Source organism: Paenibacillus sp. tmac-D7, from assembly GCF_006519665.1.
Taxonomy (GTDB): domain Bacteria; phylum Bacillota; class Bacilli; order Paenibacillales; family NBRC-103111; genus Paenibacillus_G; species Paenibacillus_G validus.
The window spans coordinates 33,087-59,104 of record NZ_VIDW01000001.1 but is presented as its reverse complement, the minus strand read 5'-3'; the positions used below and the strand labels follow the sequence as shown (position 1 = coordinate 59,104).

At 57.8% G+C, this 26,018-nt stretch carries 20 protein-coding genes; 19 read left to right on the top strand and 1 reads right to left on the bottom strand.

From position 1 onward, the window contains the following. Nucleotides 1-33 precede the first annotated feature (33 nt). The 7 genes from FKP33_RS00280 (at nucleotide 34) to FKP33_RS00250 (ending at nucleotide 8,977) form a co-directional block, all read left to right on the top strand. The gene (locus FKP33_RS00280) at nucleotides 34-300 is read left to right on the top strand and encodes a YlbG family protein (RefSeq protein WP_127608480.1); all 267 of its coding nucleotides are present in this window, start codon (nucleotides 34-36) and stop codon (nucleotides 298-300) included. A 191-nt stretch (nucleotides 301-491) separates the two neighbouring features. After that, nucleotides 492-932 (top strand): hypothetical protein, encoded by a 441-nt coding sequence (locus FKP33_RS00275; RefSeq protein ID WP_127608479.1) that lies wholly within the window; start codon nucleotides 492-494, stop codon nucleotides 930-932. A gap of 149 nt (nucleotides 933-1,081) precedes the next feature. Next, nucleotides 1,082-1,993 (top strand): selenium metabolism-associated LysR family transcriptional regulator, encoded by a 912-nt coding sequence (locus tag FKP33_RS00270; protein ID WP_054797030.1) that lies wholly within the window; start codon nucleotides 1,082-1,084, stop codon nucleotides 1,991-1,993. Nucleotides 1,994-2,017: 24 nt separating this feature from the next. Further along, entirely contained in the window at nucleotides 2,018-2,878 is an 861-nt protein-coding gene (locus FKP33_RS00265; protein WP_155615457.1) for a PHP domain-containing protein, read from the top strand. Next, nucleotides 2,875-3,741, top strand: a complete 867-nt coding sequence (gene galU, locus FKP33_RS00260; protein ID WP_054797032.1) for a UTP--glucose-1-phosphate uridylyltransferase GalU — start codon at nucleotides 2,875-2,877, stop codon at nucleotides 3,739-3,741. Before FKP33_RS00265 ends, galU begins: the two co-directional genes overlap by 4 nt. Nucleotides 3,742-3,774: 33 nt before the next feature. After that, a complete protein-coding gene (locus FKP33_RS00255; RefSeq protein ID WP_141333713.1) occupies nucleotides 3,775-5,115 on the top strand; it encodes a UDP-glucose dehydrogenase family protein in 1,341 nt (446 codons plus the stop codon). A 262-nt stretch (nucleotides 5,116-5,377) separates the two neighbouring features. Further along, on the top strand, nucleotides 5,378-8,977 hold the full coding sequence (locus FKP33_RS00250) for a CheR family methyltransferase (protein ID WP_141333712.1): 3,600 nt from the start codon (nucleotides 5,378-5,380) through the stop codon (nucleotides 8,975-8,977). Between the two features lie 183 nt (nucleotides 8,978-9,160). Here FKP33_RS00250 and FKP33_RS00245 read toward each other — a convergent pair whose 3' ends face one another. Further along, the gene (locus FKP33_RS00245; protein ID WP_127608477.1) at nucleotides 9,161-10,948 is read right to left on the bottom strand and encodes an Rqc2 family fibronectin-binding protein; all 1,788 of its coding nucleotides are present in this window, start codon (nucleotides 10,946-10,948) and stop codon (nucleotides 9,161-9,163) included. A gap of 226 nt (nucleotides 10,949-11,174) precedes the next feature. Here FKP33_RS00245 and FKP33_RS00240 point away from each other — a divergent pair, with 226 nt between their 5' ends. The 12 genes from FKP33_RS00240 to rsmB all read left to right on the top strand — a co-directional run bounded on the left by FKP33_RS00240 (nucleotide 11,175) and on the right by rsmB (nucleotide 25,999). Beyond that, a complete protein-coding gene (locus FKP33_RS00240; protein WP_141333711.1) occupies nucleotides 11,175-13,961 on the top strand; it encodes a calcium-translocating P-type ATPase, SERCA-type in 2,787 nt (928 codons plus the stop codon). A 158-nt stretch (nucleotides 13,962-14,119) separates the two neighbouring features. Beyond that, the gene (dapF, locus tag FKP33_RS00235; protein ID WP_141333710.1) at nucleotides 14,120-14,968 is read left to right on the top strand and encodes a diaminopimelate epimerase; all 849 of its coding nucleotides are present in this window, start codon (nucleotides 14,120-14,122) and stop codon (nucleotides 14,966-14,968) included. Nucleotides 14,969-14,992: 24 nt separating this feature from the next. Next, nucleotides 14,993-16,897: a bifunctional homocysteine S-methyltransferase/methylenetetrahydrofolate reductase gene (locus tag FKP33_RS00230; RefSeq protein WP_141333709.1), complete on the top strand. Its 1,905-nt coding sequence runs from the start codon at nucleotides 14,993-14,995 to the stop codon at nucleotides 16,895-16,897. 29 nt (nucleotides 16,898-16,926) lie between these two features. Next, nucleotides 16,927-17,808, top strand: a complete 882-nt coding sequence (locus FKP33_RS00225; RefSeq protein ID WP_054798757.1) for a YicC/YloC family endoribonuclease — start codon at nucleotides 16,927-16,929, stop codon at nucleotides 17,806-17,808. Nucleotides 17,809-17,884: 76 nt separating this feature from the next. Continuing rightward, nucleotides 17,885-18,145, top strand: a complete 261-nt coding sequence (gene remA / locus FKP33_RS00220; RefSeq protein WP_009672664.1) for an extracellular matrix/biofilm regulator RemA — start codon at nucleotides 17,885-17,887, stop codon at nucleotides 18,143-18,145. After that, nucleotides 18,135-18,776, top strand: coding sequence for a guanylate kinase (gene gmk / locus FKP33_RS00215; RefSeq protein ID WP_127608473.1), 642 nt, complete (start codon nucleotides 18,135-18,137; stop codon nucleotides 18,774-18,776). Before remA ends, gmk begins: the two co-directional genes overlap by 11 nt. Before the next feature lies 1 nt (nucleotide 18,777). Beyond that, complete coding sequence (gene rpoZ / locus FKP33_RS00210) at nucleotides 18,778-18,993, top strand: DNA-directed RNA polymerase subunit omega (RefSeq protein ID WP_054798758.1); 216 nt, start codon at nucleotides 18,778-18,780, stop codon at nucleotides 18,991-18,993. A gap of 57 nt (nucleotides 18,994-19,050) precedes the next feature. Then, the gene (gene coaBC, locus FKP33_RS00205) at nucleotides 19,051-20,274 is read left to right on the top strand and encodes a bifunctional phosphopantothenoylcysteine decarboxylase/phosphopantothenate--cysteine ligase CoaBC (RefSeq protein WP_127608472.1); all 1,224 of its coding nucleotides are present in this window, start codon (nucleotides 19,051-19,053) and stop codon (nucleotides 20,272-20,274) included. Beyond that, the gene (gene priA / locus FKP33_RS00200) at nucleotides 20,271-22,769 is read left to right on the top strand and encodes a primosomal protein N' (protein WP_141333708.1); all 2,499 of its coding nucleotides are present in this window, start codon (nucleotides 20,271-20,273) and stop codon (nucleotides 22,767-22,769) included. The genes coaBC and priA overlap by 4 nt, the downstream gene beginning before the upstream one ends. 295 nt (nucleotides 22,770-23,064) lie before the next feature. Continuing rightward, nucleotides 23,065-23,550, top strand: a complete 486-nt coding sequence (gene def, locus FKP33_RS00195) for a peptide deformylase (protein ID WP_127608470.1) — start codon at nucleotides 23,065-23,067, stop codon at nucleotides 23,548-23,550. Between the two features lie 17 nt (nucleotides 23,551-23,567). After that, nucleotides 23,568-24,515, top strand: a complete 948-nt coding sequence (gene fmt, locus FKP33_RS00190; RefSeq protein ID WP_127608490.1) for a methionyl-tRNA formyltransferase — start codon at nucleotides 23,568-23,570, stop codon at nucleotides 24,513-24,515. 8 nt (nucleotides 24,516-24,523) lie between these two features. After that, nucleotides 24,524-25,999: a 16S rRNA (cytosine(967)-C(5))-methyltransferase RsmB gene (gene rsmB, locus FKP33_RS00185; RefSeq protein WP_141333707.1), complete on the top strand. Its 1,476-nt coding sequence runs from the start codon at nucleotides 24,524-24,526 to the stop codon at nucleotides 25,997-25,999. The last annotated feature ends 19 nt before the right edge of the window (nucleotides 26,000-26,018 follow it).

The window sequence follows — 26,018 nt, the reverse complement described above, 5'->3', positions numbered from 1 at the left end:
GTCTAAGAAAGCTGGAGAAAGAAGGTTAACGATATGTTTACCGAGCGTACCGGAATCATCGTTTGGGTGTCCGACGTCAAGGCGGCGGCTAAGCATTTGGAGAAATACGGAAACGTCCATTTTATTTCCAAGAAGCTGCATTATGCCGCTATGTATGTTTATGCAAGCCGTTTGGACGACACGGTCAAACAATTGCAAAAGCTGCCCTTCGTCAAAAAAGTGGAGCGTTCCTACCGGAATGAAATCAAAACCGAGTATAGCAGTAATATGCCTGATAAAACAAGATTCTACACCCTGTAAGACAAACCCGCCGCCGCAAACGGCGGTTTTTTTAGCATTCTATGACGAAATGAAGGCTCTGGTTCGAACCGGGGCCTTTTATCTAAAGATTTTTTAAGTTGATTCTCGCGAGGGATGCTGTAAAATATAATAGTAGATTAAAAAAGTATATAGGTTTGACGGACTATTTTTGTAGGAAGAGGGTTTGGTTTGTGGCAGAACGCAGAGTCGGCGAACGTGACAACCGAAACGATACCAACCCGATCGTGCTTGGGGGTCGAGCAATTACAGATATCGTGATTACGCATCATGCCCGCAGCCGGTGGGCCGATCGTGTTGAATCCGAGAAAACCGGTTTCCATGACATCACCGAATTTTTGTGGAGCAAATTAAGATCAAATTCCATTCGGACTTACTACAAAAATGAGCAGGACGTCTTTCTGATCGATGATGATCTGGTGATGGTCTGCGAATTCGCCGAAACCGTGAAGCCCGGGCCTCAACCAGGGCCTCCGACTTACAAGATGATCGTCGTCACCTTTCTCGGACGGATGTCCGAAACGATGGAACTGCGCGATTTGCGTTCGTATTACTCGTGGCTGCGCCACTCCCGCCGCATGACATTGATCAAGAACAGCAGGAAGCGAAGATAACGCCAAGCTCTCCGACTTACGATGCGTTATTGAAGGTATGCCCTCAAGGCGTACCTTTTTTCATTTTTAACGCGGGCTTAAAACGTTCGGATGGCTAATCGCCGTTATTTTAGATATAATTTGAAGGAAGACCCTTGCGGAGGTACGTTATGGCGCTCAATTTTCATCAGCTTCACATTTTTTACACGGTCGCGGAAAAGGGCAGCTTCTCACACGCGGCCGGGGCTTTACATATGACCCAACCGGCAGTGACGATGCAAATTCAATCGCTGGAGGATTATTTCGGCACGAAGCTGTTCGTCCGTTCAACCAAGCGGGTCGAGCTGACGGAAGCGGGACGCACGCTGCTGCCTTACGCGAAGAAAAGTATCGAGCTGATTAAGGAAACGGACGTTAGTATGTCAAAGTTCACGCATATGCTGGAGGGCCGGCTTCATCTGGGGGCTAGCCTGACGGTCGGGGAGTACATCCTGCCGCGCTTGCTCGGTCCGTTCGGTTTGGAGTACCCGAATATTTCGGTCAGCATGAAGGTGATCAACACCAAGCAAATTTTGGAGGAAGTCCTGAATCATCAGCTTACGTTCGGGCTGGTGGAGGCTGAAGTGAAGCATTCGGATCTGCATACGGAAGCCGTGCTCAGCGACGAATTGAAGCTGATCCTGCCGAAGGATCATCCGCTTGGCGACTTCGACCTGGTGCCGGTGGAGGAACTGATGAAGTACCCTTTCGTCCTGCGGGAGCAGGGCTCCGGTACGCGGCGTGTGATGGAAGAAGAGCTGACGCGAGCGGGCTATGACCCGTCTTCGCTCAAAATCGTGATGGAGCTCGGCAGCACAGGAGCGGTTAAATCGGCGGTGGAGGCGGGACTCGGCATCTCGATCTTGTCCCAATCGTCGCTTAAACACGAGGCTGCGCTGGGGGTGCTGCAGGTAAAAGATGTGAAGGATGTAAGCTTCGTCCGCAGCTTTCATGCCATTTATTTAAGCTCGACCTTACTGCCGATTTCGGCGGTAACGTTTTTGACGTTTTTACGGGAGCGCGATCTCAGCCAATGGCTGTAGCGCATTGACATTAAGGAGAAGGGGATGTTGGCTCAAGTGGCATTCGCCGATTTGCACACGCATACGCTGGCTTCCGACGGTACGGGGACTCCGACGGACAATGTGAGATTAGCCTCGGAAGCGGGCCTCAGCGCCGTCGCGGTGACCGATCACGATACGGTCGGAGGGCTGGAGGAAGCGCTTCAAGCCGGCGCCGTCTACGGCGTCACCGTCGTGCCTGGCGTAGAGATCAGCACGATGCATGAAGGGATCGATATCCACGTGCTCGGGTATTGGATCGACAAGGACGACCCTGTGTTGTTGTCCCGGCTGGAACAGCTTCGGCGCGTGCGCGACCGGCGCAACGAGATGATTGTGGAGCGGCTGCGCGAGCTCGGCCTCGACCTGACGATGGACGACGTGCTGCAATCGCTGCAGACCGTTAAGAAGCAAGGCGATACGATAGGGCGCCCGCACATTGCGGACGCGCTCGTGCGCAAGGGCTACGTCGGATCGATGGCTGAGGCGTTCGAGCGTTACCTGGGCAGCGGAGCCGCCGCGTTCGTGTCGCCGCCGCGCATTACGCCCTTTGAAGCGGTTCGCTGGGTTCAGGAAGCCGGCGGCGCGCCGGTGCTGGCGCATCCCGGCTTATACGGGCGGGACGATCTTATCGCTTCTCTTGCCGCGGAAGGCTTGGTCGGACTGGAAGCCTACCATGCCGACCATTCGCCCGGGCAGGAGGCCCACTATGCTGCGATGGCCGATCGTTACGGCTTGGTCGTCACGGCGGGCTCCGATTACCACGGCGAGCGCGGGGGCGTCGTGTTTCACGCCCCGGTCGGAGGACGCCGGATCGACGCTGAGGTCGTCGAGAGGCTGAAACAGAGAAGAGGAGTGAGGACATGAGCGTACGCAAAGCGATTATTCCGGCGGCAGGACTGGGAACCCGGTTCCTGCCGGCAACGAAAGCGCAGCCAAAAGAAATGCTGCCGATCGTCGACAAACCGGCGATTCAATATATTGTGGAAGAAGCGATTTCTTCGGGAATCGAAGATATCATCATCGTGACGGGCCGCAACAAGCGGGCGATCGAAGACCATTTTGACAAGTCGGCCGAGCTGGAGATGATCCTGGAGGAAAAAGGAAACACCGAACTGCTCCAGATGGTCCAGTCGATTTCCAATCTGGCTGACGTTCATTACATACGTCAAAAGCAGCCGCTCGGCCTCGGCCACGCGGTTTTGTGCGCCCGCAAATTTATCGGGAACGAGCCGTTCGCCGTGCTGCTCGGCGACGACATCATTCAGTCGGACCCGCCTTGCTTGAAGCAAATGATCGACTTGCACAGCATGACGGGCACCTCGGTCATCGGTGCGCAGGAAGTGCCGTGGGAGGACGTGTCCAAGTACGGGATTTTGTCTCCGGTGAAGGAGGCATCGGACTTTCTTTGGATCGAGGATTTGGTGGAGAAGCCGGATCGCGATACGGCGCCGTCCAATCAGGCCATCATCGGCCGTTACGTATTGATGCCGGAAATTTTCGGCATTCTGGAGAACAGCGCTCCAGGCCGAGGCGGAGAAATTCAATTGACCGACTCGCTGCGGGTGCTGAACGGGCAGCAGCGTATGGTGATGATGCCGGTCGGCGGTCGACGCTTCGATGTCGGCGATAAGCTCGGCTATATTGAAGCAACCGTCGAGATGGCGCTCGAGCGCGACGAGTTGAAAGGGCCGCTTGAGCGATATTTGCGCGGGCGGTTAGGTTTGTAACGGGCGAATCGAATCAGGAATCGGGAGGCGTTTATGTTCGAACGGATTGCAGTGGTAGGAACCGGGTATGTCGGACTCGTCTCCGGCACCTGTTATGCAGAAGCCGGGCATTTCGTCATTGGCGTGGATCGGGCGGAGGAGAAAATACAGCTCCTGCAAAGCGGTCATATTCCGATCTATGAACCGGGCCTGGATGAAATGGTGCAGCGGCATCTGCAAGGCGGGCGACTGGCCTTTACGACCGATCTGAAGCACGCGGTGCGTCAATCGGATATCGTGTTTCTGGCTGTCGGCACTCCGACGCTCCCGAACGGCGAGGTCGATCTAAGCCAAGTCCAGGCAGCCGTTACTGAAATTGCGGAGGCGATGGACGCGCCAAAGCTCATTGTGATGAAAAGCACGGTGCCGGTCGGCACGTCGCGGCTCGTGGAAGGATGGATTGAGACAGCTTTACGCAAGCCTCTGGCGTTCGATGTCGTGTCTAATCCGGAGTTTCTGCGGGAGGGTTCGGCAATTCGGGATACGCTGCAACCTGACCGGATCGTCATCGGCGCGGACCGCCGGGACGCGGCGGAACGAATTGCCGCGCTCCATGCGTCCTTCGGTGCACCGGTGCTGTACACGGACCGAGAGAGCGCCGAGCTGATCAAATATGCGTCCAATGCCTTCCTGGCAGCCAAAATCTCGTTCATTAACGAGATGGCAAACGTATGCGAGAAGGTGGGCACCGACATCGACCTCGTCTCCAAAGGGATGGGGATGGACCGGCGCATCGGACCGCACTTTCTGGAGGCGGGCATCGGGTACGGCGGCTCCTGCTTTCCGAAGGATACGAAAGCGCAGCTCCGCTTGGCGGAGCATGTCGATTACGATTTTCTTATATTGCGGTCGGTCATCGAGGTGAACCGCCGCCAGCGGGAGAGGTTCGCAGATAAGATCGAGCAGACGCTGGGAGGCCCCTGCACGGTAGCGCTGATGGGCTTGACGTTCAAGCCGGAGACCGATGATCTGCGCGACGCACCGGCGCTCGATATCTTAAGCATGCTGGTGGAACGCGGCTTTCGCGTACGCGCATATGACCCGGTCGCCGCTGAGCTTGCGGCGGATGTTCTGAGTTTGGACGGCGCGGTTTACGTCAGCGACCCCTACGAAGCGTTAACCGGCGCCGATGCGATGGTCGTTACGACGGAATGGAGCGCCGTACGGACGCTGGACCTTGAGGAAGTAAAGGCAAGGCTCGCCAGGCCGGTCGTGATCGACGGCCGCAACTGCTTCGATCCGGTCCAAATGGCGAAGCACGGCATCCGGTATATCGGCGTAGGCCGTCCGGAGATCGTGATTCAGCCGGACAGCACGGCGCTAGTTCGCCAATGAAGCGGTGCGCGTATACGGAAGTTAATAAAGCAAAGCCCGGGAGCTTGTCAGCCCCGGGCTTATTTGCGCTGCAGGTCGTGCACATTTTGCAGCCCATCTGGCGGAAGCGCCGCCGTGCAACATCATCACTCGCATAGGGCGACGGGCCGAAAAAAAGGTATATGTTGGGTAAATAGGGATTTTGATGCAGACTACCCATTTTGATATAATAGACTGGACAACGGTGTGCGGAACAACGCCGAATGAAATGAGGTTGAGGTGAATGAGTGATAAACCAGCGATACAAGAAAGACGGAAGCAGCCTGCTGCGGGCGGTTATATCGTAGGAATTGGCGCCTCTGCAGGCGGTCTGGAGGCGCTGCAGCACTTCTTCGATCATATGGTAGCGGACAGTGGCTTGTCTTTTGTGGTCATTCAGCATCTTTCACCGAATTACAAGAGTTTCATGGCGGAGATTTTGGCCAAGAACACTCGGATGCGCATATACGAAGCGGAGAATCAAATGGAGGTGAAGCCGAACTGCGTCTATTTGATTCCGCCGCGCAAAGCGATTACGATCAACAACCGAAAGCTGCAAGTGACCGGTTATTTGCAATCGGCCGGTCTTTATCTGCTGATCGACATGTTTCTGACTTCGCTGGCCATGGATGTGGGCACCCAAGCGGTCGGCGTCATTTTGTCCGGCACGGGAAGCGACGGCACGCGCGGTGCGGAGGCGATCAAGGAGCACGGGGGTCTGGTTATCGTGCAGGACGAGAAGTCGGCGAAATTCGACGGGATGCCGAATAGCGCCCGATCGACCGGCTGCGTCGACCACGTGCTTGCGCCGAGCGCGATAGCTAATTACTTGTTGGGTCGGGCGGTCGTCGATCATGAGAAAGAAAGGGATATGCCGGGGGACGAAGCGCTGCCATCTATCGTCGGTTGGGACGAGCAAACGATGCAGCGCGTTTTCGAATTGCTGAACATGTCCAGAGGCATCGATTTTTCGCACTACAAGCAGAACAGCATCTTCCGTCGCATGGAGCGTCGAATGAGCATGATCGGCATGAACAAGCAGGCCGATTATTTGCAGCTGCTGCAGAAAGACGAGAACGAGCTCGGTTCGCTCGTCAAGGACCTGCTGATCGGCGTTACGCGCTTTTTTCGCGATGCACAAGCGTTCGAGGCGCTGCAGCACAAAGTGATTCCCGCGATCTTGGAAAGCAAGCAAAGCGAGCGGCAAATCCGAATATGGGCGGCCGGCTGCTCGACCGGAGAAGAGGCGTACTCGCTGGCGATATTGTTTCACCAGCATATGGCGAAGACCGGGCAATCGTTCTCGGTAAAAATTTTCGCAACCGATCTGGATCAAGACTCGATTGATTTCGCGGGACATGGCGTGTATCCGGAAGCTGCCATGAAGGGCGTCTCCAAGCGGCTTCGCAAGACGTATTTTACGCAAATCGGCGATATGCACCAGATCAACAAAGAAATCCGCAACATGGTTGTGTTTGCGTCTCACAACATGATCAAAGATCCTCCATTTCATAATTTGGACTTGATCACATGCCGCAACATGCTGATTTACTTGCAATCGGACATGCAGCAGAAGCTCATCTCTTTATTCCATGCTGCTTTGAAACCGAACGGTTATCTGTTCCTCGGGCCAAGTGAAACGCTCGGACGACTGGCGAATTTGTTCACGCCGTTCGAGCGTAAATGGAACATATTTCAGCAGCACAGCATCAACTCGAATAAAGCTGCGGCCGGAGTTCCCGGAATGAACGGTTCTGCGCATATCCCGAAGATTCATCAGATGGCACAGAGGTGGGTTCCGCTCTCGAAAGAGGTTCAAGGCTGCAAAAAAACGGACGATTTGGACACGACGTTCGTCGATGAACATTTGCCACCATGCATGGTTATCGACGAGAACAACGAAGTGCTGCACTTGAGCGGCAACATCAATCCGTACTTGGCGCTTGCGCGCGGAAAGCCGAGCTGGAACATCTATAAGATGGTGGAGGCGCATTTGTCGGTGGCGATCGTTACGGCGATCCAGAAGGTACGCAGGGAACGGCGCGCTATTTATTACAAAGACATCAAGGTCAACAATTCGGAGCATTCGCCGTACATTAACCTGATAGTCAAGCCGTTCTCGTTGACCAATAAAAAGTTCGACAAGCTCGTGCTCGTTTCGTTCGAGGAGTCGGCGCAGCAGCAGTCGCCGCAGGTACGCGTCGTCGAATCGTTCGATATTGAAAATAACGTAAACCAGCGTATGGTGGAGCTCGAGCAGGAGCTGCAGCGGGCCGAAGAGTCGCTGCAGGCTACGATCGAGGAGCTGGAAACGTCGAACGAAGAGCTGCAGGCGACCAATGAAGAGCTGGTGGCCGCCAATGAAGAGCTGATGAGCACGAACGAAGAGCTGCAGTCCGTCAACGAGGAACTGGTGACGGTCAACCTCGAATATCAGTACAAAATTTTAGAACTGACCGATTTGAACAATGATATCGATAACTTTCTGGTCAGCACAAGGATCGGCACCATTTTTCTGGACCGGAATATGTGCATTCGCCGGTTCACGCCAGTGATCGCTCAGGAGATCAATTTGCTGGATGCCGACTGCGGCCGGCCGCTCGCGCACATCTCGCACAACTTCCGCTATAACGGCTTCGTGGAAGACGCGAAGCGAGTGCTCCGAACGTTAGTGCCCGAAGAGCGGGAGATCCAGAACCAAGGCGGCAAATGGTACAGCATGCGCGTGCTGCCGTATCGGACGAGCGACAATGTTATTAAAGGAATCGTGCTTACTTTTGTCGATATTACCGAGCTGAAGAGCGCCAATATCGAAATGCTGAAGCTGTCGTACGCCATTGAACAAAGCCCGTCGATTACCGTCATTGCCGGTTTGGACGGGACCATCGAATACGTCAATCCGAAATTCACGGAAGTGACCGGATTCGAGCCGGCCGACGCCATAGGCGGGCACATTCGAGAACTGCAGCATTGGGAAGGTTCCAGCGTGCCGTTCACGGAAATTTGGAGCCTGCTGTCGGAGGGTCAAGAGTGGAAGGGCGAGCTGGAGAGCCACAGCAGGAACGGATTGACTTACTGGGAATCGGTCAAGTTTTTGCCGATCAAAGATAGCGAAGGACAGACGATTCATTATCTGAAAATCGCTGAAGATATGTCCGAGCGGAGACATACGGAAGAATTGCTGCGCAAGTCGGAAATGCTTTCGGCCGTCGGCCAGCTCGCAGCGGGCATCGCCCATGAAATCCGCAACCCTCTTACCGCGCTGAAAGGGTTCACCAAGCTGCTCCGTTCGGGGGCTCATAACGATAGTTATTTATCGATCATGTCCGCCGAGCTGGAGCGGATCGAGCAAATCGTCAGCGAGCTCCTCGTGCTCGCGAAGCCGCAGGCGGTCGATTATTTGCCGAAGTCGGTCTCCTCCATTCTGAACGATGTGATCATGCTGCTTGATACGCAGGCGATCATTACGAATGTCGAAATCGTCAATGAAATCGACGATCCGCTGCCGCTCATCAGTTGTGTGGAAAACCAATTAAAGCAGGTATTCATTAATGTGGTGAAGAACGGCGTCGAGGCGATGCCGGACGGCGGACAATTAATTGTGCGCGCGCGCCTTGCAGCAGACGGTATGGTGAACATCGGGTTTATCGATCATGGCTGCGGTATTCCCGAAAAGAAGCTTGCGCGTCTCGGAGAACCGTTCTACACGACGAAAAGCAATGGGACCGGCCTGGGTCTGATGGTCAGCTATAAAATTATTGAAAACCATCAAGGCGTGATGGTAATTACGAGCAAAGAAAATGTCGGAACGGCCGTTGTCATTCAGCTGCCGACGATCTCCTGATTTTCTTCCAATACAAGACCCAGCAGATCTTTTTTGGCGCAAGGGAAAGCGTACCAGCCTTCCTATATGTGGGGGAAGCGGGTGAAGCGCAAAAAAAAAGACCGCCTGTCCCGGAATGCAGCATGTCCTTGCTGCTTCATCAAGGGACCGGCGGTCTTTATGTCGTTCTCCCGGCGGCGAACGTTATTTCACGGTAAAGGGCAGCTGTTTAATCCGTTCGGGGTCCGGTGTGACGAACAGCGTCTTCTGATGATCGTAGATGACGAAGCCGGGCTTGGCGCCGCTCGGTTTACGGACGTGCTTGACCAGCGTATAATCGACCGGCACTCCGCTGGATTCCTTCGCTTGGCTGTAATACGCGGCGAGCTGCGCCGCTTCGAGCAGCGTGGCGTCGCCGAATTCCGCGCTGCGAATGACAACGTGAGAGCCGGGAATATCCTTCGTATGCAGCCACGTATCGCCGGGTCCGGCGAGCCGGTTGGTCAAGTACTCGTTCTGCGTATTGTTCTTGCCCACATAAAGAGCAATGCCTTCGCTGGATGTGTAGCAGGCGAGCTGCGGCCTGGCGTTTGCCTTCTTGCGCTTGCCCTTCTTGCCGCGGTCGCGCAAGTAACCTTGTTCTGTCAGTTCCTCGCGGATTTCCTCGATATCGGAGAGGCTCGCGCTCGTAAGCTGCTGCAGCAAATTGTCCAGATAGGCGATTTCCTCGTGCGCCTGCTGCATTTGCTCCTTCACGACGCTTAGGCTGTTTTTGGCTTTCGTATATTTTTTGAAGTACCGCTGGGTATTTTCAGACGGTGACAGCAGCGGGTCCAGCTCGATTTCGATCGGACGCTGTTCTTCATCGTAGTAGTTAATCACTTCGATACGGCTGTCGCCTTTGCGGATCTGATGCATGGAGGCGGTCAGCAGCTCGCCGAGAATCCGGAAACGATCGGCCTGCTGCGCGTCCTGCAGCGTTTCCTCCAGTTTCTCCAGCTTCTTCACGTTCTTGGTCCGCTCGTTCGTCAGTAAGCGGAACAGGTCGCTGACCCGCTGCTTGACCGTATCCCGCTCGGCTTTATCGCTATAATAGGCTTCCAGGCAGGCGCTTATCGAATCGAATCGGCGCATGCCGCCGCCGATATGCGTCAGTTCGAGGATGGAGAAGTAGCTCTTTCCCGACGACGGATGCTCGGTTATGACAGGCGTCAGCTGCCTTCGCTCCAGCTTGCCGATGAGCTCATGGAACGGCTCCCACAGCTTGCGTACGGCTGAGGCCGCGTCAAGCTCCGGGTCAAAGGCGCCGCCGAAGGCGCGGTATGCGAGCTCGCGCGCCACAAGCGGGCTGATGCCGCTAAAGCGCTGTACGATCGCTTGCTCCCACAGCCGGGCGCCGTATTCCCCGCCGGCTTCCAGCAGCCCGGCGGCCGTATCGCCGAGCTGCTGCTCGAATGCGTCCGCACTCAGGCCGAGCGGCAGCGTCTTGTGCTGCTCCGGCGGAGCCGTGTAACGTACGCCGGGCATGACGATCCGGTAGCTGCTGATCGCCGGTGTGACGTGATGAATGCCGTCCAGAATCGTGCCGGTCGCCGGGTCTAGCAAAATAATGTTGCTATGGCGGCCCATAATTTCCACGACGATCGTCTTCAAGGACAGGTCGCCGAGCTCGTCGCGCTGCCGGATGTGGAAGCGGATGACGCGCTCCATGCCCGGCTGATCGATCGCTTCAATGATGCCGTTCTCGCAATGCTTGCGCAGCAGCATGCAGAACATCGGCGCTTCGAGTGGATTCAAGAAGCTTTCCTCCGTAACGTGTACACGCGGATAGGTCGGGCTGGCCGATAACAGAAGCTTCGTATTTTTGCCTCCGGCGCGAAGCTGCATCACGATATCGTTCGCGGAGGGCATTTGCACTTTATTGATACGGGCGGGCAGGAGGCTTTGCAGCTCGCTTACGAGCCCGTGTGTAACGAGACCGTCAAAAGACATGAGGGAACAACTCCAATCGTGTTTGCCGCTGCGGCGCGGCCGGGCTTACCAGCCGGACCGGACACGCGTTGCGGGCAAACGTAGGCTAAGTTTTAAACGCTACCCCCTATCATGCCATATTTTCATCAAAAACTTAAGGTCTTTTTGCAGCTGCAGGAAAACGTGCTAATTTGCGGCTTGTCTGAATACATTTACCCTAGACAACCTTATGGGAGGGAATGAGCAGATGAGTCAGAAACCGTGGTATCAATGGACGGCCGAGGAGATCTTGCAGTCGTCGGGAACAGAGCCCTCACAAGGCTTGAGCTGGGAGGAGGCGGACAAGCGGCTCGGCTCGCAGGGCAAGAACGAGCTGGCCGAAGGTCAGAGCATCTCGCCGATCACGTTGTTCCTGAATCAATTTAAAGATTTTATGGTGCTTGTACTGGTAGGAGCCACGCTTGTTTCCGGATTGCTCGGGGAGTATTTGGATGCCATTACGATCATTGCGATCATCATTATGAACGGCATTCTCGGCTTTGCCCAGGAGTTTCGGGCGGAGCGTTCGCTGCGCGCGCTGAAGGAACTGTCGGCCCCGAACGCCAAGGTGGTAAGAGCGGGCAAGCTCGAGCTGATTCCGGCCCGCGATCTCGTGCCCGGCGATCTCGTGCTGCTCGAAAGCGGAGACCGGGTGCCGGCCGACATTCGTTTCATCGAAACGTTCGGCACTTACATCGAGGAATCGGCTCTAACCGGAGAGTCCGTGCCGGTGGCCAAGCATACATCCCCGCTGACGCAGGACGATATTCCGCTAGGCGATCAGCGCAACCTCGGTTTCATGGGAACGATGGTCACCCGGGGAACGGCCAGAGGGGTTGTCGTACGCACCGGCATGCAGACGGAGATGGGCAAGATCGCCGATCTTATCCAGAATACCGATGCCATGGAAACGCCGCTGCAGCATCGGCTCGAGCAGCTCGGTAAAATATTGATCATCGTCGCGCTGGCGCTGACGGTGCTTGTCGTCGTCGCGGGGATTGTACACGGCCAAGAGCCTTACGGCATGTTTCTCGCGGGCGTCAGCCTGGCGGTCGCCGCGATTCCCGAAGGGCTGCCGGCGATCGTCACGATCGCGCTCGCGCTCGGCGTGCAGCGGATGATTCAGCGCAAGGCGATCGTCCGCAAGCTGCCGTCGGTCGAGACGCTCGGCTGCGCGTCGGTGATTTGCTCGGATAAGACCGGCACGCTGACACAGAACAAAATGTCCGTGACGCACCTGTGGCTGGGCGGCGAGGTGCTGGAGGTGACGGGCGACGGGTACGAGCCGAACGGGAGCATCATGAACCGGGGCAAGCCCGCCGACCTGCGCGACAATCAGATGCTCCGTCGTCTGCTCCAGGTCGCCGTGCTGTGCAATAACGCCATGCTATATGAAGAAGCGAACGAAACGAAGAAGAAGAAGGAGGCGACCGAGCGGAGCGGCGTCTGGGCGATTAAAGGCGACCCGACGGAAGGCGCGCTGACCGTGCTCGGAGCAAAAGCGGGTCTTACGAAACAATCGCTCGAAGGGCTGTACCGGCGCACGCTTGAGCTTCCGTTCGATTCCGAGCGGAAGCGGATGTCCGTGATCGTCGAGCATCAAGGCGGACGGATGGCATGCACGAAAGGAGCGCCGGATTTGCTCGTTCAGCAATGCGCCTATGTGCTGTGGGACGATAAAGTCATTCCGTTCACCTCGACGCTGAAGCAAAAGGTGCTCGCCGCAGCCGAGGGCATGGCCAAAAACGCGCTGCGCGTGCTCGGTCTTGCGTACCGCGATTTGAAAGCGACGGAGCGGAATCTTGATGAGTCGACCGTCGAGAGTCAGCTCGTGTTCATCGGTCTGACCGGCATGATCGATCCTCCTCGCCGCGAGGTGCGCGACGCGATCGTGAAGTGCCGCCGCGCCGGCATCAAGACGGTCATGATCACCGGCGACCATCAGACGACGGCGGAGGCGATTGCGAAGCAGCTCGGCATTTTGCAGCAGGACGGGCTGGCCTTGAACGGCCAACAGCTTGCCGCCATGAGCGACGACGAGCTGGATAAGCGGGTGAACGACGTGTTCGTGTACGCGCGCGTATCCCCGGAGCATAAGCTGCGCATCGTCAAGTCGCTGCAGCGCCAAGGCCACACGGTTGCGATGACCGGCGACGGGGTCAACGACGCGCCTGCGATCAAGGCGGCCGATATCGGCATTGCGATGGGCATCAGCGGCACGGACGTCTCCAAAGAAGCGTCGTCGCTCGTCTTGTCCGACGACAACTTCGCGACGATCGTGGCGGCGATTGAGGAAGGCCGGGGCATTTACGAGAACATCCGTAAATTCATCCGATACCTGCTGGCGTCGAATGTAGGCGAAATTATGACGATGTTCCTCGCGATGATGGCCGGCCTGCCGCTGCCGCTCGTGCCGATTCAAATTTTGTGGGTGAACCTGGTGACGGACGGGCTGCCGGCGATGGCGCTTGGCGTCGACCAGGCAGAGAGAGATTTGATGCAGCAAAAGCCGCGTTCGGCCAAAGAAAACATCTTCGCCCGCCGGCTCGGCTGGAAAATCGTCAGCCGCGGAATCTTGATCGGGCTTTGTACGCTGGCGGCATTCTACATTACGCTGAAACAGGGCGCCGATAGCCCGAACGCGCTCATGAAAGCGCAGACCGTGGCGTTCGTTACGCTGGTCATGGCTCAGTTGATTCACGTGTTTGATTGCCGCAGCTCGCGCTCGATTTTCCATCGCAACCCGCTCCAGAACGTTTGGCTCGTGCTGGCGGTGGCGTCTTCGCTGCTGCTGATGTTCCCGGTGCTTTACGTCGACGCGCTGCAGCCGATCTTCAAGACGGTGCCGCTCGGTCTCGTCGATTGGGGGCTTGTGCTCGTGTTCGCGGGTATTCCGACGTTCCTTATGGGGCTGGGCAGCTTGCTCAGCACGTCCAAACGCAAACAGACGACGCTGCCCAAAGGGCGCAACCCGATGAAGCCCGTCGTCCGATAAGAATCTCTAAACATGCGGCCCGAGCCGCCTGCAGCGACGCAGGGGCTAAGGCCGTTGCTTTTTTTGGAGCGATGCGGTAAAATTTTGCGGAACCGCTTTGCAGCGTCACTTTTTTACGCTATAGTAGGGGATAAACCGTAAAAATGGGAGTTTTCGCTATGAATTTCACGAAAATGCACGGATTGGGCAACGATTTCATCGTTTTTTCCAATACGGAGACGCTTCCCGCCGACGCTTCCGAGCTGGCTGTCCGCTTGTGCGACCGCCATTTCGGGATCGGGGCCGACGGACTCGTGTTCGTGCTGCCGTCCAACCGTGCTGACTATATGATGCGCATTATCAATTCCGATGGCTCGGAGGCCGAACAATGCGGCAATGCGATCCGCTGCGCGGCGAAGTACATTTACGACAACGGGCTTGTCGATGCGGGGCAAACCGAGCTGACGATCGAGACGATCGGCGCCGGGCCGCAAGTCGTCCAGCTCCAGGTGGAGAACGGACGGGTGACCCGGGTGCGCGTCGATATGGGCGAGCCGGTACTCGCCGGCTTGCAGGTGCCGACGACGGTCGACGCCGAGCCGGTGCTGGAGCATCCGGTCGCGGTAGACGGCCGTGAATTCACGTTTACCGCCGTGTCGATGGGCAATCCGCACTGCGTCATTTTCGTGGAGGACGCGGTCCGTTTCGACTTGGCCGCATGGGGGCCGAAGCTGGAAAAGCACCCGCTGTTTCCGCGCCGCATCAACGTCGAGTTCGCTACGGTCAAAAGCCGGGACTATGCGGATATGCGCGTCTGGGAACGAGGCGCCGGTCCTACGCTGGCCTGCGGGACAGGCGCCTGCGCGACACTCGTTGCCGGCGTGTTGAACGGCAAAATGGACCGGAAGGGCATTGTCGCTCTGAAGGGCGGCGAGCTGCTGATCGAATGGAACGAGACGGACAACCGCGTGTACATGACCGGTCCTGCCGAGACGGTGTATACGGGAACGCTCCCGTCACTTATATAAGAAGCAAGAAAGGGGAGGCCGCGAGTGAAACCGGATTTGAGAGAAGCGCTGCGCCGTGGCGTGCTGGTCGGAGATGGGGCGATGGGCACCTATTTATATCAAATGGGCTTTCCCGTCGGCATCTCCTACGAGGAATTGAATTTGCTCAAGCCCGACGTCATTCGGGACGTCCATCGGCGATATTATGAAGCGGGCGCGCGGTTGATCGAGACGAATACTTTCTCCGCAAACCGCGAGAAGCTGTCGAAGTTCGGTCTGGAGGGAGAAGTCGAGGCGATTAACCGGGCCGGCGTGAAGCTGGCGCGTCAAGCGGTCGGGGACGATGCCTATGTCGTCGGGGCTGTCGGTTCGATTCGCGCAGGCAAACGGAAGAACGTCCGTACCGCCAAGGTCAAGGAAGATTTGCGCCAGCAGATCGAGGTGCTGGTCGATGCGGGCGTGGACGGGCTGCTGCTTGAAACGTTTTTCGATTTGGAGGAAATGATGCTTGCACTGAAGCTGATTCGCAAAGTCAGCTCGCTGCCGGTCATTTGCCAGTTTACGACCGAAGGCGTCGGCGCGACGATGGACGGGGTGCCGATGCCCGAGGCTTTCTCGAAGCTGCTCGCGGCTGGCGCAGACGTCGTCGGCTTCAACTGCCGCAGCGGCCCGAACGGTCTCCTGCGCTCCCTCGAACAGGCGAGCGGCATGGACGAGAAGCCGCCGTTCTCGGTGTTCCCGAACGCGGGACTGGCCGATTACGTGGACGGCCGGTATACGTTCGCCGCAACGCCGTCCTATTTCGGCGAGTCCGCCCGTAAATTCGCCGATCTCGGCGCACGCATTGTCGGCGGTTGCTGCGGCACGACGCCGGAGCATATCGCCGCCATCGCCGCCGCTCTGGAAGGCTACATGCCGAACGAGAGCGGGGCGCAGACACGGGGGATAAGCGGCGAAGCTGGCGTCTTTGCGACGAGTGAATGGCAGAAGGTGCGCGGTATCGCGATCACGGAGCCGCCACCCGCGGAGCCGACGATTGTCGATCTCGTCAAGGAACGGCCGACGGTTATCGTAGAACTCGACCCGCCTCGCGATTTGGATATCGCGAAGTTTATGCAGGGCGCGGCCGCTTTGAAGGAAGTCGGCGTCGACGCGCTGACGATGGCCGACAATTCGCTAGCCGTGACGCGGATGAGCAATCTGGCGCTCGGTTCGATCGTGCAGGAACGCGTCGGGATTCGGCCGCTTATTCACATCGCATGCCGCGACCGCAATATGATCGGTACGCAGTCGCATATGATGGGGCTGCATGCGCTGGGCATCGACCACGTGCTCGCGGTCACCGGCGATCCGGCGAAATTCGGCGATTTGCCCGGCTCCAGCTCGGTGTACGATTTGACTTCGTTCGAGATCATTCGTATGATCAAACAGCTGAATGAAGGGGTTGCTTTCTCCGGGAAGCCGTTGAAGAAGAAAGCGAACTTCATCGTCGGGGCCGCCTTCAATCCGAATGTCAAATACTTGGACAAAGCCGTGCAGCGCCTCGAACGCAAAATCGAGGCGGGCGCCGACTACATCATGACGCAGCCCGTGTACAACGCCGAACTGATCGAGAGCATCTATCAAGCGACGCGTCATCTGAACATTCCGATCTTCCTTGGCATCATGCCGCTCGCCAGCGGAGGCAATGCGGAGTACCTGCACAATGAGGTGCCCGGCATTCAATTATCCGACGATGTGCGCCGGCGCATGAACGGGTTGAAGGGCGAGGAAGGACGTGCGATGGGGGTGCAAATCGCCAAAGAACTGCTTGACGTGGCGATTTCGCGGTTTAACGGCATTTACTTGATGACGCCGTTCATGGCTTACGAGATGACCGTAGAGCTGACGCAGTACGTGTGGGAGAAGGCGGGCCGCAGGGATTTCCACTTGTCCCCACTTGCAAAATGAATTAAAATAGGGTAACGGATGTGACTGCCATGGTGACGAGTATGACCGGTTTCGGACAAGCTGAGCGTTCCATCGCCGGATTTCGGATGCAGATCGACCTCAAATCGGTGAACCATCGATACTGCGAAGTGGCGGTTCGCCTTCCGCGCGAGTTTGCCCGTTATGAGAATACGGTGAAGCAGGCGATCCAACAGCGAGTGAAGCGGGGACGCGTCGACGCGTTCGTTACGGTCGAACGGGACCGTGAGGCGCCGCTCGAGGTCGATATCGATTGGGCGCTGGCGCAAAGCTACCGCCATGCGGCCGAGGCGCTCCGCGAGAAGCTCTCGCTTACGGGCGAGCTCACGCTGCGCGAGGTGCTGGGCTTGCCGGGGATTGTGTCGTTCCGCGACAAACCGGATCTCGATGAGGAGTCGCTTGAATACGAAATCGCTGCTTGCGCCAATGCCGCCGTCTCCGAGCTTGTTTCCATGCGGGAGCGGGAAGGGAATTTTTTGCTGGGGGATATTCACAGTCGCTTGGAAGCCATCGAACGGTTCCGGCAGCACGCCGCCCGGCTTGCACCTCAGATCATTCAAGAATATGCCGTCAAGCTTAGGAGCCGCATTCAGGATATGCTGCAGCAGACGGAGCTGGACGAAACGCGTCTGGCTATGGAAGTGGCACTGTTCGCGGATCGCGCGAGCATCGATGAAGAATTGATCAGGCTGGAAAGTCACGCGGAGCAATTCCGCAAGCTGCTGAGCGAAACGGAGCCCGTCGGTCGCAAGCTCGATTTTCTCGTTCAAGAAATGAACCGGGAAGTCAATACCGTCGGCTCGAAAGCGAGTCATGCGGGTCTTGCCGCCGTCGTCGTGGATATGAAAGCGGAACTCGAGAAAATACGCGAGCAGATTCAAAATATCGAGTAAATTCGGACTATCATTCTTTCTTTTCCGCTCGCGACCGAAACGCCGAGGGAAGCAAAGAACCAGGGGGAACCATTCAATGGCGATCAAACTTATCAATATCGGTTTCGGGAACATTGTTTCCGCGAATCGAATCATTTCCATCGTCAGCCCGGAATCGGCGCCGATCAAACGGATTATCCAAGAAGCGCGAGACCGCCATATGCTGATCGATGCGACCTACGGTCGCCGTACCCGTGCTGTGATTATTACCGACAGCGATCATGTGATCTTGTCCGCCGTCCAGCCGGAAACGGTGGCACACCGACTTTCCAATAAGGACGATGATCATGACGAGTAATGTAAGTGTTTCCCCTTCGGACAAAGGGATTTTGATTGTCCTGTCCGGACCATCCGGCGTAGGCAAGGGCACCGTATGCAAAGCGCTTCGCGCCTGTGCGCCGGACATCGTTTATTCGGTATCGGCTACGACGCGTTCGCCCAGAGAGGGCGAAGTCGACGGGGTGAATTATTTTTTCAAGTCGAGGGAACACTTTCAGCAGTTGATCGAACAGGACCAAATGCTGGAATGGGCCGAGTACGTCGGTAATTTCTACGGAACCCCTCGCAAATTCGTGGAAGATACGTTGAACAGCGGGAAAGACATCATTCTGGAAATCGAAGTGCAGGGCGCCTTGAAGGTGAAACAAAAGTTCCCGAACGGCGTATTTATATTTTTGCTGCCTCCTTCGCTGACTGAACTGGAAAGCCGCATCGTCGGCCGCGGGACCGAATCGGAAGAATCCATTAGAAACCGGATGTCGGTCGCCTTGGAAGAAATCGCGATGATGGAGCAATACGATTATGCGATCGTGAACGATCAGGTCGATTTGGCCTGCCATCGCATTCGCAGCATCTTGACGGCGGAACATTGCCGCAAGGACCGCATGGTGTCAAAAATTCAACATTGGATGGAAGAGGTGAGAAAATAACATGTTGTATCCTTCCATTGACCGGCTTTTGGATAAAGTCGACAGCAAATACTCGCTCGTCGTCGCAGCCGCCAAACGGGCGCGCTTGCTGCGTGACGGAGCCAAAAGCGAAGTTCGTCAAAAACGCTCGCATAAATTTGTTGGCCTGGCGCTAGAAGAAATATACGAAGATCATATTTCGTACGAGAAGCTCCAAAACAAAGAAACGATTAAGTAAAACAACCCTTCGTGGTTGTTATTTTTTTAGCGCAGAAAGGGAGAGGGGATTCGGCGGATGTCGAAAGGGTTGAACGGAAAAACGATCGTCCTCGGCGTTAGCGGAGGCATCGCCGCTTATAAAGCGGCCGCGTTGTGCAGCAAGCTGGCGCAGGCGGGTGCTGAAGTTCGGGTCATTATGACCGCATCGGCCGTTAAGTTTGTGGCGCCGCTGACGTTCCAGACGTTATCGCGTCATGAGGTGGCAGTCGATACGTTCGACGAGAAGGATGCGTCCGTCGTCCAGCACATCGATCTCGCCGACCGTGCGGACCTGTTCGTCGTTGCGCCTGCGACGGCCAACGTGATTGGCAAAATGGCGCACGGACTTGGCGACGATATGCTCAGTACGACGCTGCTTGCGACGACGGCGCCGGTCCTGGTCGCACCGGCAATGAACGTGCATATGTACGCGCATCCGGCCGTTCAGCAAAATATGAAGACGCTGGCGGACCGCGGCGTTCGTTTCGTCGAACCGGGTACCGGTCAATTGGCGTGCGGTTATGTAGGCAAAGGCCGGTTGGCCGAGCCGGAGGAGATCATGCGGGCGATCGAGCAGCATTTTGCCGAAGACGGACGGTTGAAGGGGAAGCGGGTGCTGATCACGGCTGGCGCAACGCTGGAACGCATCGATCCGGTTCGCTACATCAGCAACGATTCCTCGGGCAAAATGGGGTACGCGATCGCCGAGGCGGCGGCTCGTATGGGAGCGGACGTCACGCTTGTGTCGGGCAAGGTTTCGGTTCCGGTCCCGCCGGGCGTGACGCTCGTTCAGGCGGAATCGACACTGGAGATGCGCGATGCGGTATTGTCCCGGATGGACGATCAGGATGTGATCATCAAAGCGGCGGCGGTCGCCGATTATCGGCCGGCCGAGCAGTATGAACATAAACTCAAAAAGATGGAAGACGAAATGACGATGAGGCTGGTCAAAAATCCGGACATTCTGCAGCTTGTCGGCGAACGGAAAACGAAGCAGCTCGTCGTCGGTTTTGCGGCCGAAACCCGGGATCTGGAGAAGTTCGCGATGGACAAGCTGCAACGGAAACGGTGCGATCTGCTTGTCGCGAACAACGTGACGCTGGAAGGGGCCGGCTTCGGCACCGATACGAACATCGTGCGCATCTTCGATGCGAGCGGCTTGGTCGAAGCGCTGCCGATGCTGGGTAAGCGGGAGGTCGCATCGCGGCTGCTCAGTCTGATCGCCGACCGTCTGACGAAGGGGGATGCAACGGGCGCATGATCGCCAAAGTGATAGTCGATGTCCCGGCCAAGCCGACGAATCGCTCGTTCGACTATGTGGTGCCGGAGCCGCTGCTCGAGCTCGTGGCCGTCGGCAGCCGGGTCGGCGTCCCGTTCGGCCCGCGTACGGTGCAGGGGTTCGTGGTCGAGCTGCAGAACGGATCCGATATCGACGTAAGCAAGCTGAAGCCGATCAAGCAGGTGCTCGACGTTACGCCGCCGCTTACGCCGGAGCTCGTCAAGCTTGCCCGCTGGATCGGCCGTACGTATGTGTGCCATGAAATTGTCGCCTTGCAGGCGATGATTCCCGGCGCGTTGAAGGCGAAATATGAGCGTCACGTGGCGGTCGCGGAGGAGAGCGAACGTGCAGAGACCGCAGCGATGCTGTTTCCCGAGCATCGTATGATCGTCGATTACGTCCGCAAGCAGGAGAGCGTTGAGCTCGAGTCGCTGCTTGCGAAATTTCCCGAAGCCGGCGGGCGGATCAAGCAGCTGTTGGAGGAAGGCGTTCTTGTCGAACGGCAGATGGTCAAAGACCGGATGACGGTGAAGAAGGCGCTGACCGTGTTCCCGCCGGACGATCCGTCGCAGCTGGATGCGTGGATCGCGGAGCTGCCGGCGCGCGCGGCGAAGCAGCACGAGGTGCTGCGTTTTTTTCGCGAGCAGCCGGTACCGGAGCCCGTGAAGCTGACGGATTTGCAGACCAAGCTGCATATTACGGCATCGGCGGTCAAAGGTTTGGTGGAGCGCGGTTGGTTGCGGCTCGAGGAAGTGGAGGTGCGGCGGGATCCTTATGGGTCCCGCACCTTCAAGCCGACGACGCCGCTGCCGTTGACGCCTGAACAGCAGGACGTGTACGACCGGATTCGCCGGGCGGTGCTGGCCCGGGAGCGGCGCATCTTTCTGCTGCACGGCGTAACCGGAAGCGGCAAGACGGAAGTATACCTGCAGTCCATCCAGACGTGTCTGGATCAGGGACGCGAAGCGATCGTGCTCGTGCCCGAAATCTCGCTGACGCCGCAAATGGTGGAGCGGTTCAAGGGCCGGTTCGGCCACCAAGTCGCCGTGCTGCACAGCCGTTTGTCGCATGGGGAGCGTTATGACGAGTGGCGCAAAATCGTACGCCGCGAGGTGCGTGTCGTGATCGGCGCAAGATCGGCGGTATTCGCGCCTTTTACGAAGCTCGGGCTCATTATTATCGATGAAGAACACGAATCGACCTATAAGCAGGAAGAGAGCCCGAAGTACCATGCGCGCGACGTGGCGATCGCCCGCGCGCGCGAGCATGGGGCATCGGTTGTGCTCGGTTCGGCGACGCCGTCGCTGGAGAGCATGTACCGCACCAGCGTTGAGGCAGAACGGCTGGCCACGGAGGACCGGCCGCGCTTCGAGCTGTTGTCGATGGCAAGCCGGGTGGAAGGCCGTCCGCTGCCTCCGGTGCATATCGTCGATATGCGGGAGGAGCTCAAGAACGGCAATCGCTCGATGTTCAGCCGCGCGTTGTATAAAGCGATCGAAGTAAGGTTACACAAGAAAGAACAGATCGTTTTATTGCTGAACCGCCGCGGGTATGCGACGTTCGTCATGTGCCGCACGTGCGGGTATGTGGCGCAGTGTCCGCATTGCGACATTTCACTCACGTACCATCAGAGCTCGCGCGCCGTCCGCTGCCATTATTGCGGCTATGCGGAGCGGGAGCTGTCCGTCTGTCCGGATTGCGGGAGCGAGCATATCCGCCATTTCGGTACCGGGACACAGCGGGTGGAAGAGGAGCTCGGCAAGCTGTTTCCCGGCATCCGGGTCATCCGGATGGACGTCGATACGACGACGGAGAAAGGCTCGCACGAGAAGTGGCTGACGATGTTCCGCAACCGCCAGGCGGATGTGCTGCTCGGCACGCAGATGGTGGCCAAGGGGCTTGATTTTCCCGATGTGACCCTGGTCGGAGCGCTGGCCGCCGATTCGGTGCTGAATCTGCCGGATTTTCGCGCGGCCGAACGGACGTTCCAGCTGCTGACGCAGGTAGCGGGCCGGGCCGGACGCCACCAGCTGCCGGGCGAGGTGTTCGTGCAGACGTACACACCGGAGCATTACAGCATCGTCAGCGCCAGCCGTCACGATTATTTGGGCTTCATGCGCAAGGAAATGCTGATGCGCAAGCTTCACCATTACCCGCCGTTTCATCAGCTGGTGCTGATTACGCTGTCTCACGAACAGGTGCAACTGCTGATTCGTTCCGGGGAAGCGCTGGCCGGACGGTTGAAGGCGCTCGCGGTCGCTTTGCCGAAAGACTCGACGGAGTTTGAGGTCTTGGGCCCCGTCGCTTCGCCGATCTCCCGGATCAAAGATAGATATCGATTCCAATGCATGATAAAATATCGGGGAGATTCCCGCATCGAAGAGCTTGTGCAGCAAGCGGTTTCGGTGCTCGACGAACCGATGAAGCAGCACAAGCTGACCGTCTCGATCGATGTGGACCCGCAGATCTTGATGTAAGCCGCAAGGAGAAGCCGACTTGAACGCTTATTCGTCGGGTCGGCAAGCGTTGTTGAGGAAATAGCGGAGCCTCGAGTTCGTTATTTGCAGGTTGGCAAGCTTGTTTCCGGAACCGGGCGGCGTTTGAAACAGATAGCGTACGGAAGTTCCGCTATGATCCGGAGAAGTCCGTATTCGAAACAGACGGTGTTCTTGTTCCTCTTATTCCTAACGTTACCTTGTGCAGCTGCTCTACATACTATAGGTCTTAGAAGCAACAGCAAGTCATGTTTACTATAGAAAGGTGCTGAACGTTATGGCAATTAAAATCATCGTGAAAGATCCGGACCCCGTTCTGCGGGAAAAAAGCAAGCCGGTGCCGAAAATTACACCCAACATTCATAAGCTGCTGGATGATATGGCCGATACGATGTACGATGCGGAAGGGGTAGGCTTGGCAGCGCCGCAAATCGGTATTTTGAAGCGTGTCATTGTGATGGACGTCGGCGACGAGCACGGGTTGATCGAGCTGATTAACCCGGAAATTATCGAGAAGGACGGCGAACAATTCGGGCCGGAAGGCTGCCTGAGCATTCCCGGACTTCGCGGGGACGTGCGCCGGGCTGAGCGCGTGAAGGTGAAAGGCTTGAACCGCAACGGCGAAGAAATCGTAATTGAAGGCAGGGAACTGCTCGCCCGCTGCATTCAGCATGAAGTGGATCACTTGGACGGGATTTTGTATACGGACTTGGCGGAGTCGATGTATCGAACGCCTGAAGATTCGGAGCAGGACGAAGCATGAGTGTGAGAGTCGTCTTTATGGGAACGCCGGAATTTGCTGTTCCGGCGCTGCAAGCTTTACTGCGGTTCGACGGAGTCCGCGTGGTCGGGGTTGTGACGCAGCCAGACCGTCCCGTCGGACGCAAGCGTGTGCTGACACCGACGCCGGTTAAGGTCGAGGCCGAGAAGCACGCCCTGCCCGTACTGCAGCCGGAGCGTCTGCGACGGCCGGAATCGGTGGAAGCGATTCGCGAGCTGAAGCCGGATTTGATCGTCACCGCCGCTTACGGTCAAATTTTACCGAAGTCGGTGCTCGACCTGCCGAAGCTCGGCTGCATCAACATTCACGCTTCGCTGCTGCCGAAATACAGAGGCGGCGCGCCGATTCACTACGCCGTCATGAACGGTGACAAAGTGACCGGCGTCACGATCATGTACATGGCCGAAGGACTTGATACGGGCGATATGATCAGCCGTATCGAGGTGCCGATCGGCGACGAAGATACAACCGGTACGATGTTCGATAAATTAAGCGCCGCCGGGGCGGCGCTGCTGGAATCGACGCTGCCGGACTTGCTGGCCGGGCGCGTACAAGCGGTGCCGCAGGCGGATAGCGATGCGGTATACTCGCCCAACATCACGCGCGAGCAGGAGCGGATCGACTGGCACCAGCCGGCCACGGCCATCTGGAATCTGGTGCGCGCGCTGCACCCGCGTCCGGGCGCCTATACGCTATGGAACGGTGAGGTGCTGAAAATATGGGCGTGCGCCAAGCCGAATGCAGCGGAAGTTGCGAGGGCCGGCGTTCAGCCGGGCACTGTGCTGGAAGTGGGCCCCGGCGGCATCGTCGTAGCCGCAGGCGAAGGTGTGCTGCGGATTACGGAGCTGCAGCCGGCAGGCAAGAAAGCGATGGACGCCGCTACGTTCGTGCGGGGCGGACAATTGGCGCCCGGCACGGTGCTGGGTTCGCAGGATGACGGGAGCTGAGATCTAACATGAGCGACACAAGGAAAGCAGGGGCGGACAGCCGCCGCGAAGGGCAGCCGTCTGCCGGATCGCCGCAACGTGCGGGCAACGTACGCGGAGCGGGGCGCCCGAACGCATCGGGCGGCAGGAGCGGTCCCGCCGTTAAACCGCCGGCCCGCAAGCCTGTGCGGGGCACGGCCCGGGAAGCAGCTCTCGACGTGCTGACGCGGATCGACGCCGACCGCGCTTACAGCAACCTGCTGCTGAACCAAACGCTGCAGGCGTACAAGCTTGATAAGCCGGATGCGGGCCTCGCGACGGAAATCGTATACGGGACGGTGCAGCGACTCAATACGATCGATTATTTCTTAACGCCTTTTGTGGCGAAAGGGCTGGCGAAGCTGGAGCCGTGGGTGCGAAGCTTGCTGCGTCTAAGCTTCTATCAGCTGTATTACTTGGACCGGATTCCCGACCACGCGATCGTGAACGAAGCGGTCAATCTGGCGAAGCGCCGCGGCCATTCGGGCATCTCAGGCATGGTGAACGGCGTGCTGCGCAATGTGCTCCGGCGCAAAGGCGAGCTTGCGCTGCCGGCGGATTTACCGCCAGCGGCGCGAATCGCGCTCGAAGAGTCGCACCCCGAATGGATGGTGCGGCGCTGGATCGCGCAGTACGGCGAATCCGCAGCGCGCGACTTGTGCCGCGCAAACAACGAGCCGCCCCGGGTCAGCTTGCGCGCCAATCGTCTGCGGCTCGATCCGCAGACGCTGATCGAGCGGCTGCAGAAGCAGGGCCTGGACGCGCAGGCCTCCGCGCTGGCGCCTTCCGGCGTCGTCGTTCGAGGCGGCGGCAACATGGCGCTGACGCCCGAGTTCGCAAGCGGCCTGTTCTCCGTGCAGGACGAGAGCTCGATGCTCGTCGCCGAATGGGTCGATCCGCAGCCGGGCGAACGGGTGCTCGACTGCTGCGCGGCGCCGGGCGGCAAGACGACGCATATGGCCGAGAAGATGGGCGATCGCGGCGAGATCGTCGCTTGCGACGTGCACGAGCACAAGGGGCAGCTGATCGCCGGGCAAGCGGATCGACTTGACCTGAAGTCGATCCGCACGATGACCGCCGACGCCCGCGAGCTTGACCGCTATTTTCCGCCGGGGAGCTTTGACCGGATCCTGCTCGATGCCCCGTGCTCGGGGCTCGGGGTCATCCGCCGCAAGCCGGACTTGAAGTGGGCCAAAACGGAAGCGGAAATCACAGCCGTCTGCAGCATTCAGCGCGACCTCCTCGCGGCGGTCGCACCGCTGCTGAAGCCGGGCGGCGTGCTCGTTTACAGCACGTGTACGGTGGAGAAGGCCGAGAACGAAGAGATGGTGCAAAGCTTTTTGCGCGAGCACCCCGATTTTTCGGCGGACGCGCCTCCGGGCGGGCCGGCGGCGATGCGCCAGCTGATGCCGTACGAATACGGCTCGGACGGCTTTTTTATCGCCCGTCTGCGCAAACGAGCATAAGCGTTTAAAATGTGGTAAA

Excerpts from the sequence above, each read along its gene's own strand:
- FKP33_RS00280 (WP_127608480.1), top strand. The coding sequence starts at position 34 with ATGTTTACCGAGCGTACCGGAATCATCGTTTGGGTGTCCGACGTCAAG.
- FKP33_RS00270 (WP_054797030.1), top strand. The coding sequence starts at position 1,082 with ATGGCGCTCAATTTTCATCAGCTTCACATTTTTTACACGGTCGCGGAA.
- FKP33_RS00265 (WP_155615457.1), top strand. The coding sequence starts at position 2,018 with ATGTTGGCTCAAGTGGCATTCGCCGATTTGCACACGCATACGCTGGCT.
- galU (WP_054797032.1), top strand. The coding sequence starts at position 2,875 with ATGAGCGTACGCAAAGCGATTATTCCGGCGGCAGGACTGGGAACCCGG.
- FKP33_RS00255 (WP_141333713.1), top strand. The coding sequence starts at position 3,775 with ATGTTCGAACGGATTGCAGTGGTAGGAACCGGGTATGTCGGACTCGTC.
- FKP33_RS00250 (WP_141333712.1), top strand. The coding sequence starts at position 5,378 with ATGAGTGATAAACCAGCGATACAAGAAAGACGGAAGCAGCCTGCTGCG.
- FKP33_RS00245 (WP_127608477.1), bottom strand. The coding sequence starts at position 10,948 with ATGTCTTTTGACGGTCTCGTTACACACGGGCTCGTAAGCGAGCTGCAA.
- FKP33_RS00240 (WP_141333711.1), top strand. The coding sequence starts at position 11,175 with ATGAGTCAGAAACCGTGGTATCAATGGACGGCCGAGGAGATCTTGCAG.
- dapF (WP_141333710.1), top strand. The coding sequence starts at position 14,120 with ATGAATTTCACGAAAATGCACGGATTGGGCAACGATTTCATCGTTTTT.
- FKP33_RS00225 (WP_054798757.1), top strand. The coding sequence starts at position 16,927 with ATGGTGACGAGTATGACCGGTTTCGGACAAGCTGAGCGTTCCATCGCC.
- remA (WP_009672664.1), top strand. The coding sequence starts at position 17,885 with ATGGCGATCAAACTTATCAATATCGGTTTCGGGAACATTGTTTCCGCG.
- gmk (WP_127608473.1), top strand. The coding sequence starts at position 18,135 with ATGACGAGTAATGTAAGTGTTTCCCCTTCGGACAAAGGGATTTTGATT.
- rpoZ (WP_054798758.1), top strand. The coding sequence starts at position 18,778 with ATGTTGTATCCTTCCATTGACCGGCTTTTGGATAAAGTCGACAGCAAA.
- coaBC (WP_127608472.1), top strand. The coding sequence starts at position 19,051 with ATGTCGAAAGGGTTGAACGGAAAAACGATCGTCCTCGGCGTTAGCGGA.
- priA (WP_141333708.1), top strand. The coding sequence starts at position 20,271 with ATGATCGCCAAAGTGATAGTCGATGTCCCGGCCAAGCCGACGAATCGC.
- def (WP_127608470.1), top strand. The coding sequence starts at position 23,065 with ATGGCAATTAAAATCATCGTGAAAGATCCGGACCCCGTTCTGCGGGAA.
- fmt (WP_127608490.1), top strand. The coding sequence starts at position 23,568 with ATGGGAACGCCGGAATTTGCTGTTCCGGCGCTGCAAGCTTTACTGCGG.
- rsmB (WP_141333707.1), top strand. The coding sequence starts at position 24,524 with ATGAGCGACACAAGGAAAGCAGGGGCGGACAGCCGCCGCGAAGGGCAG.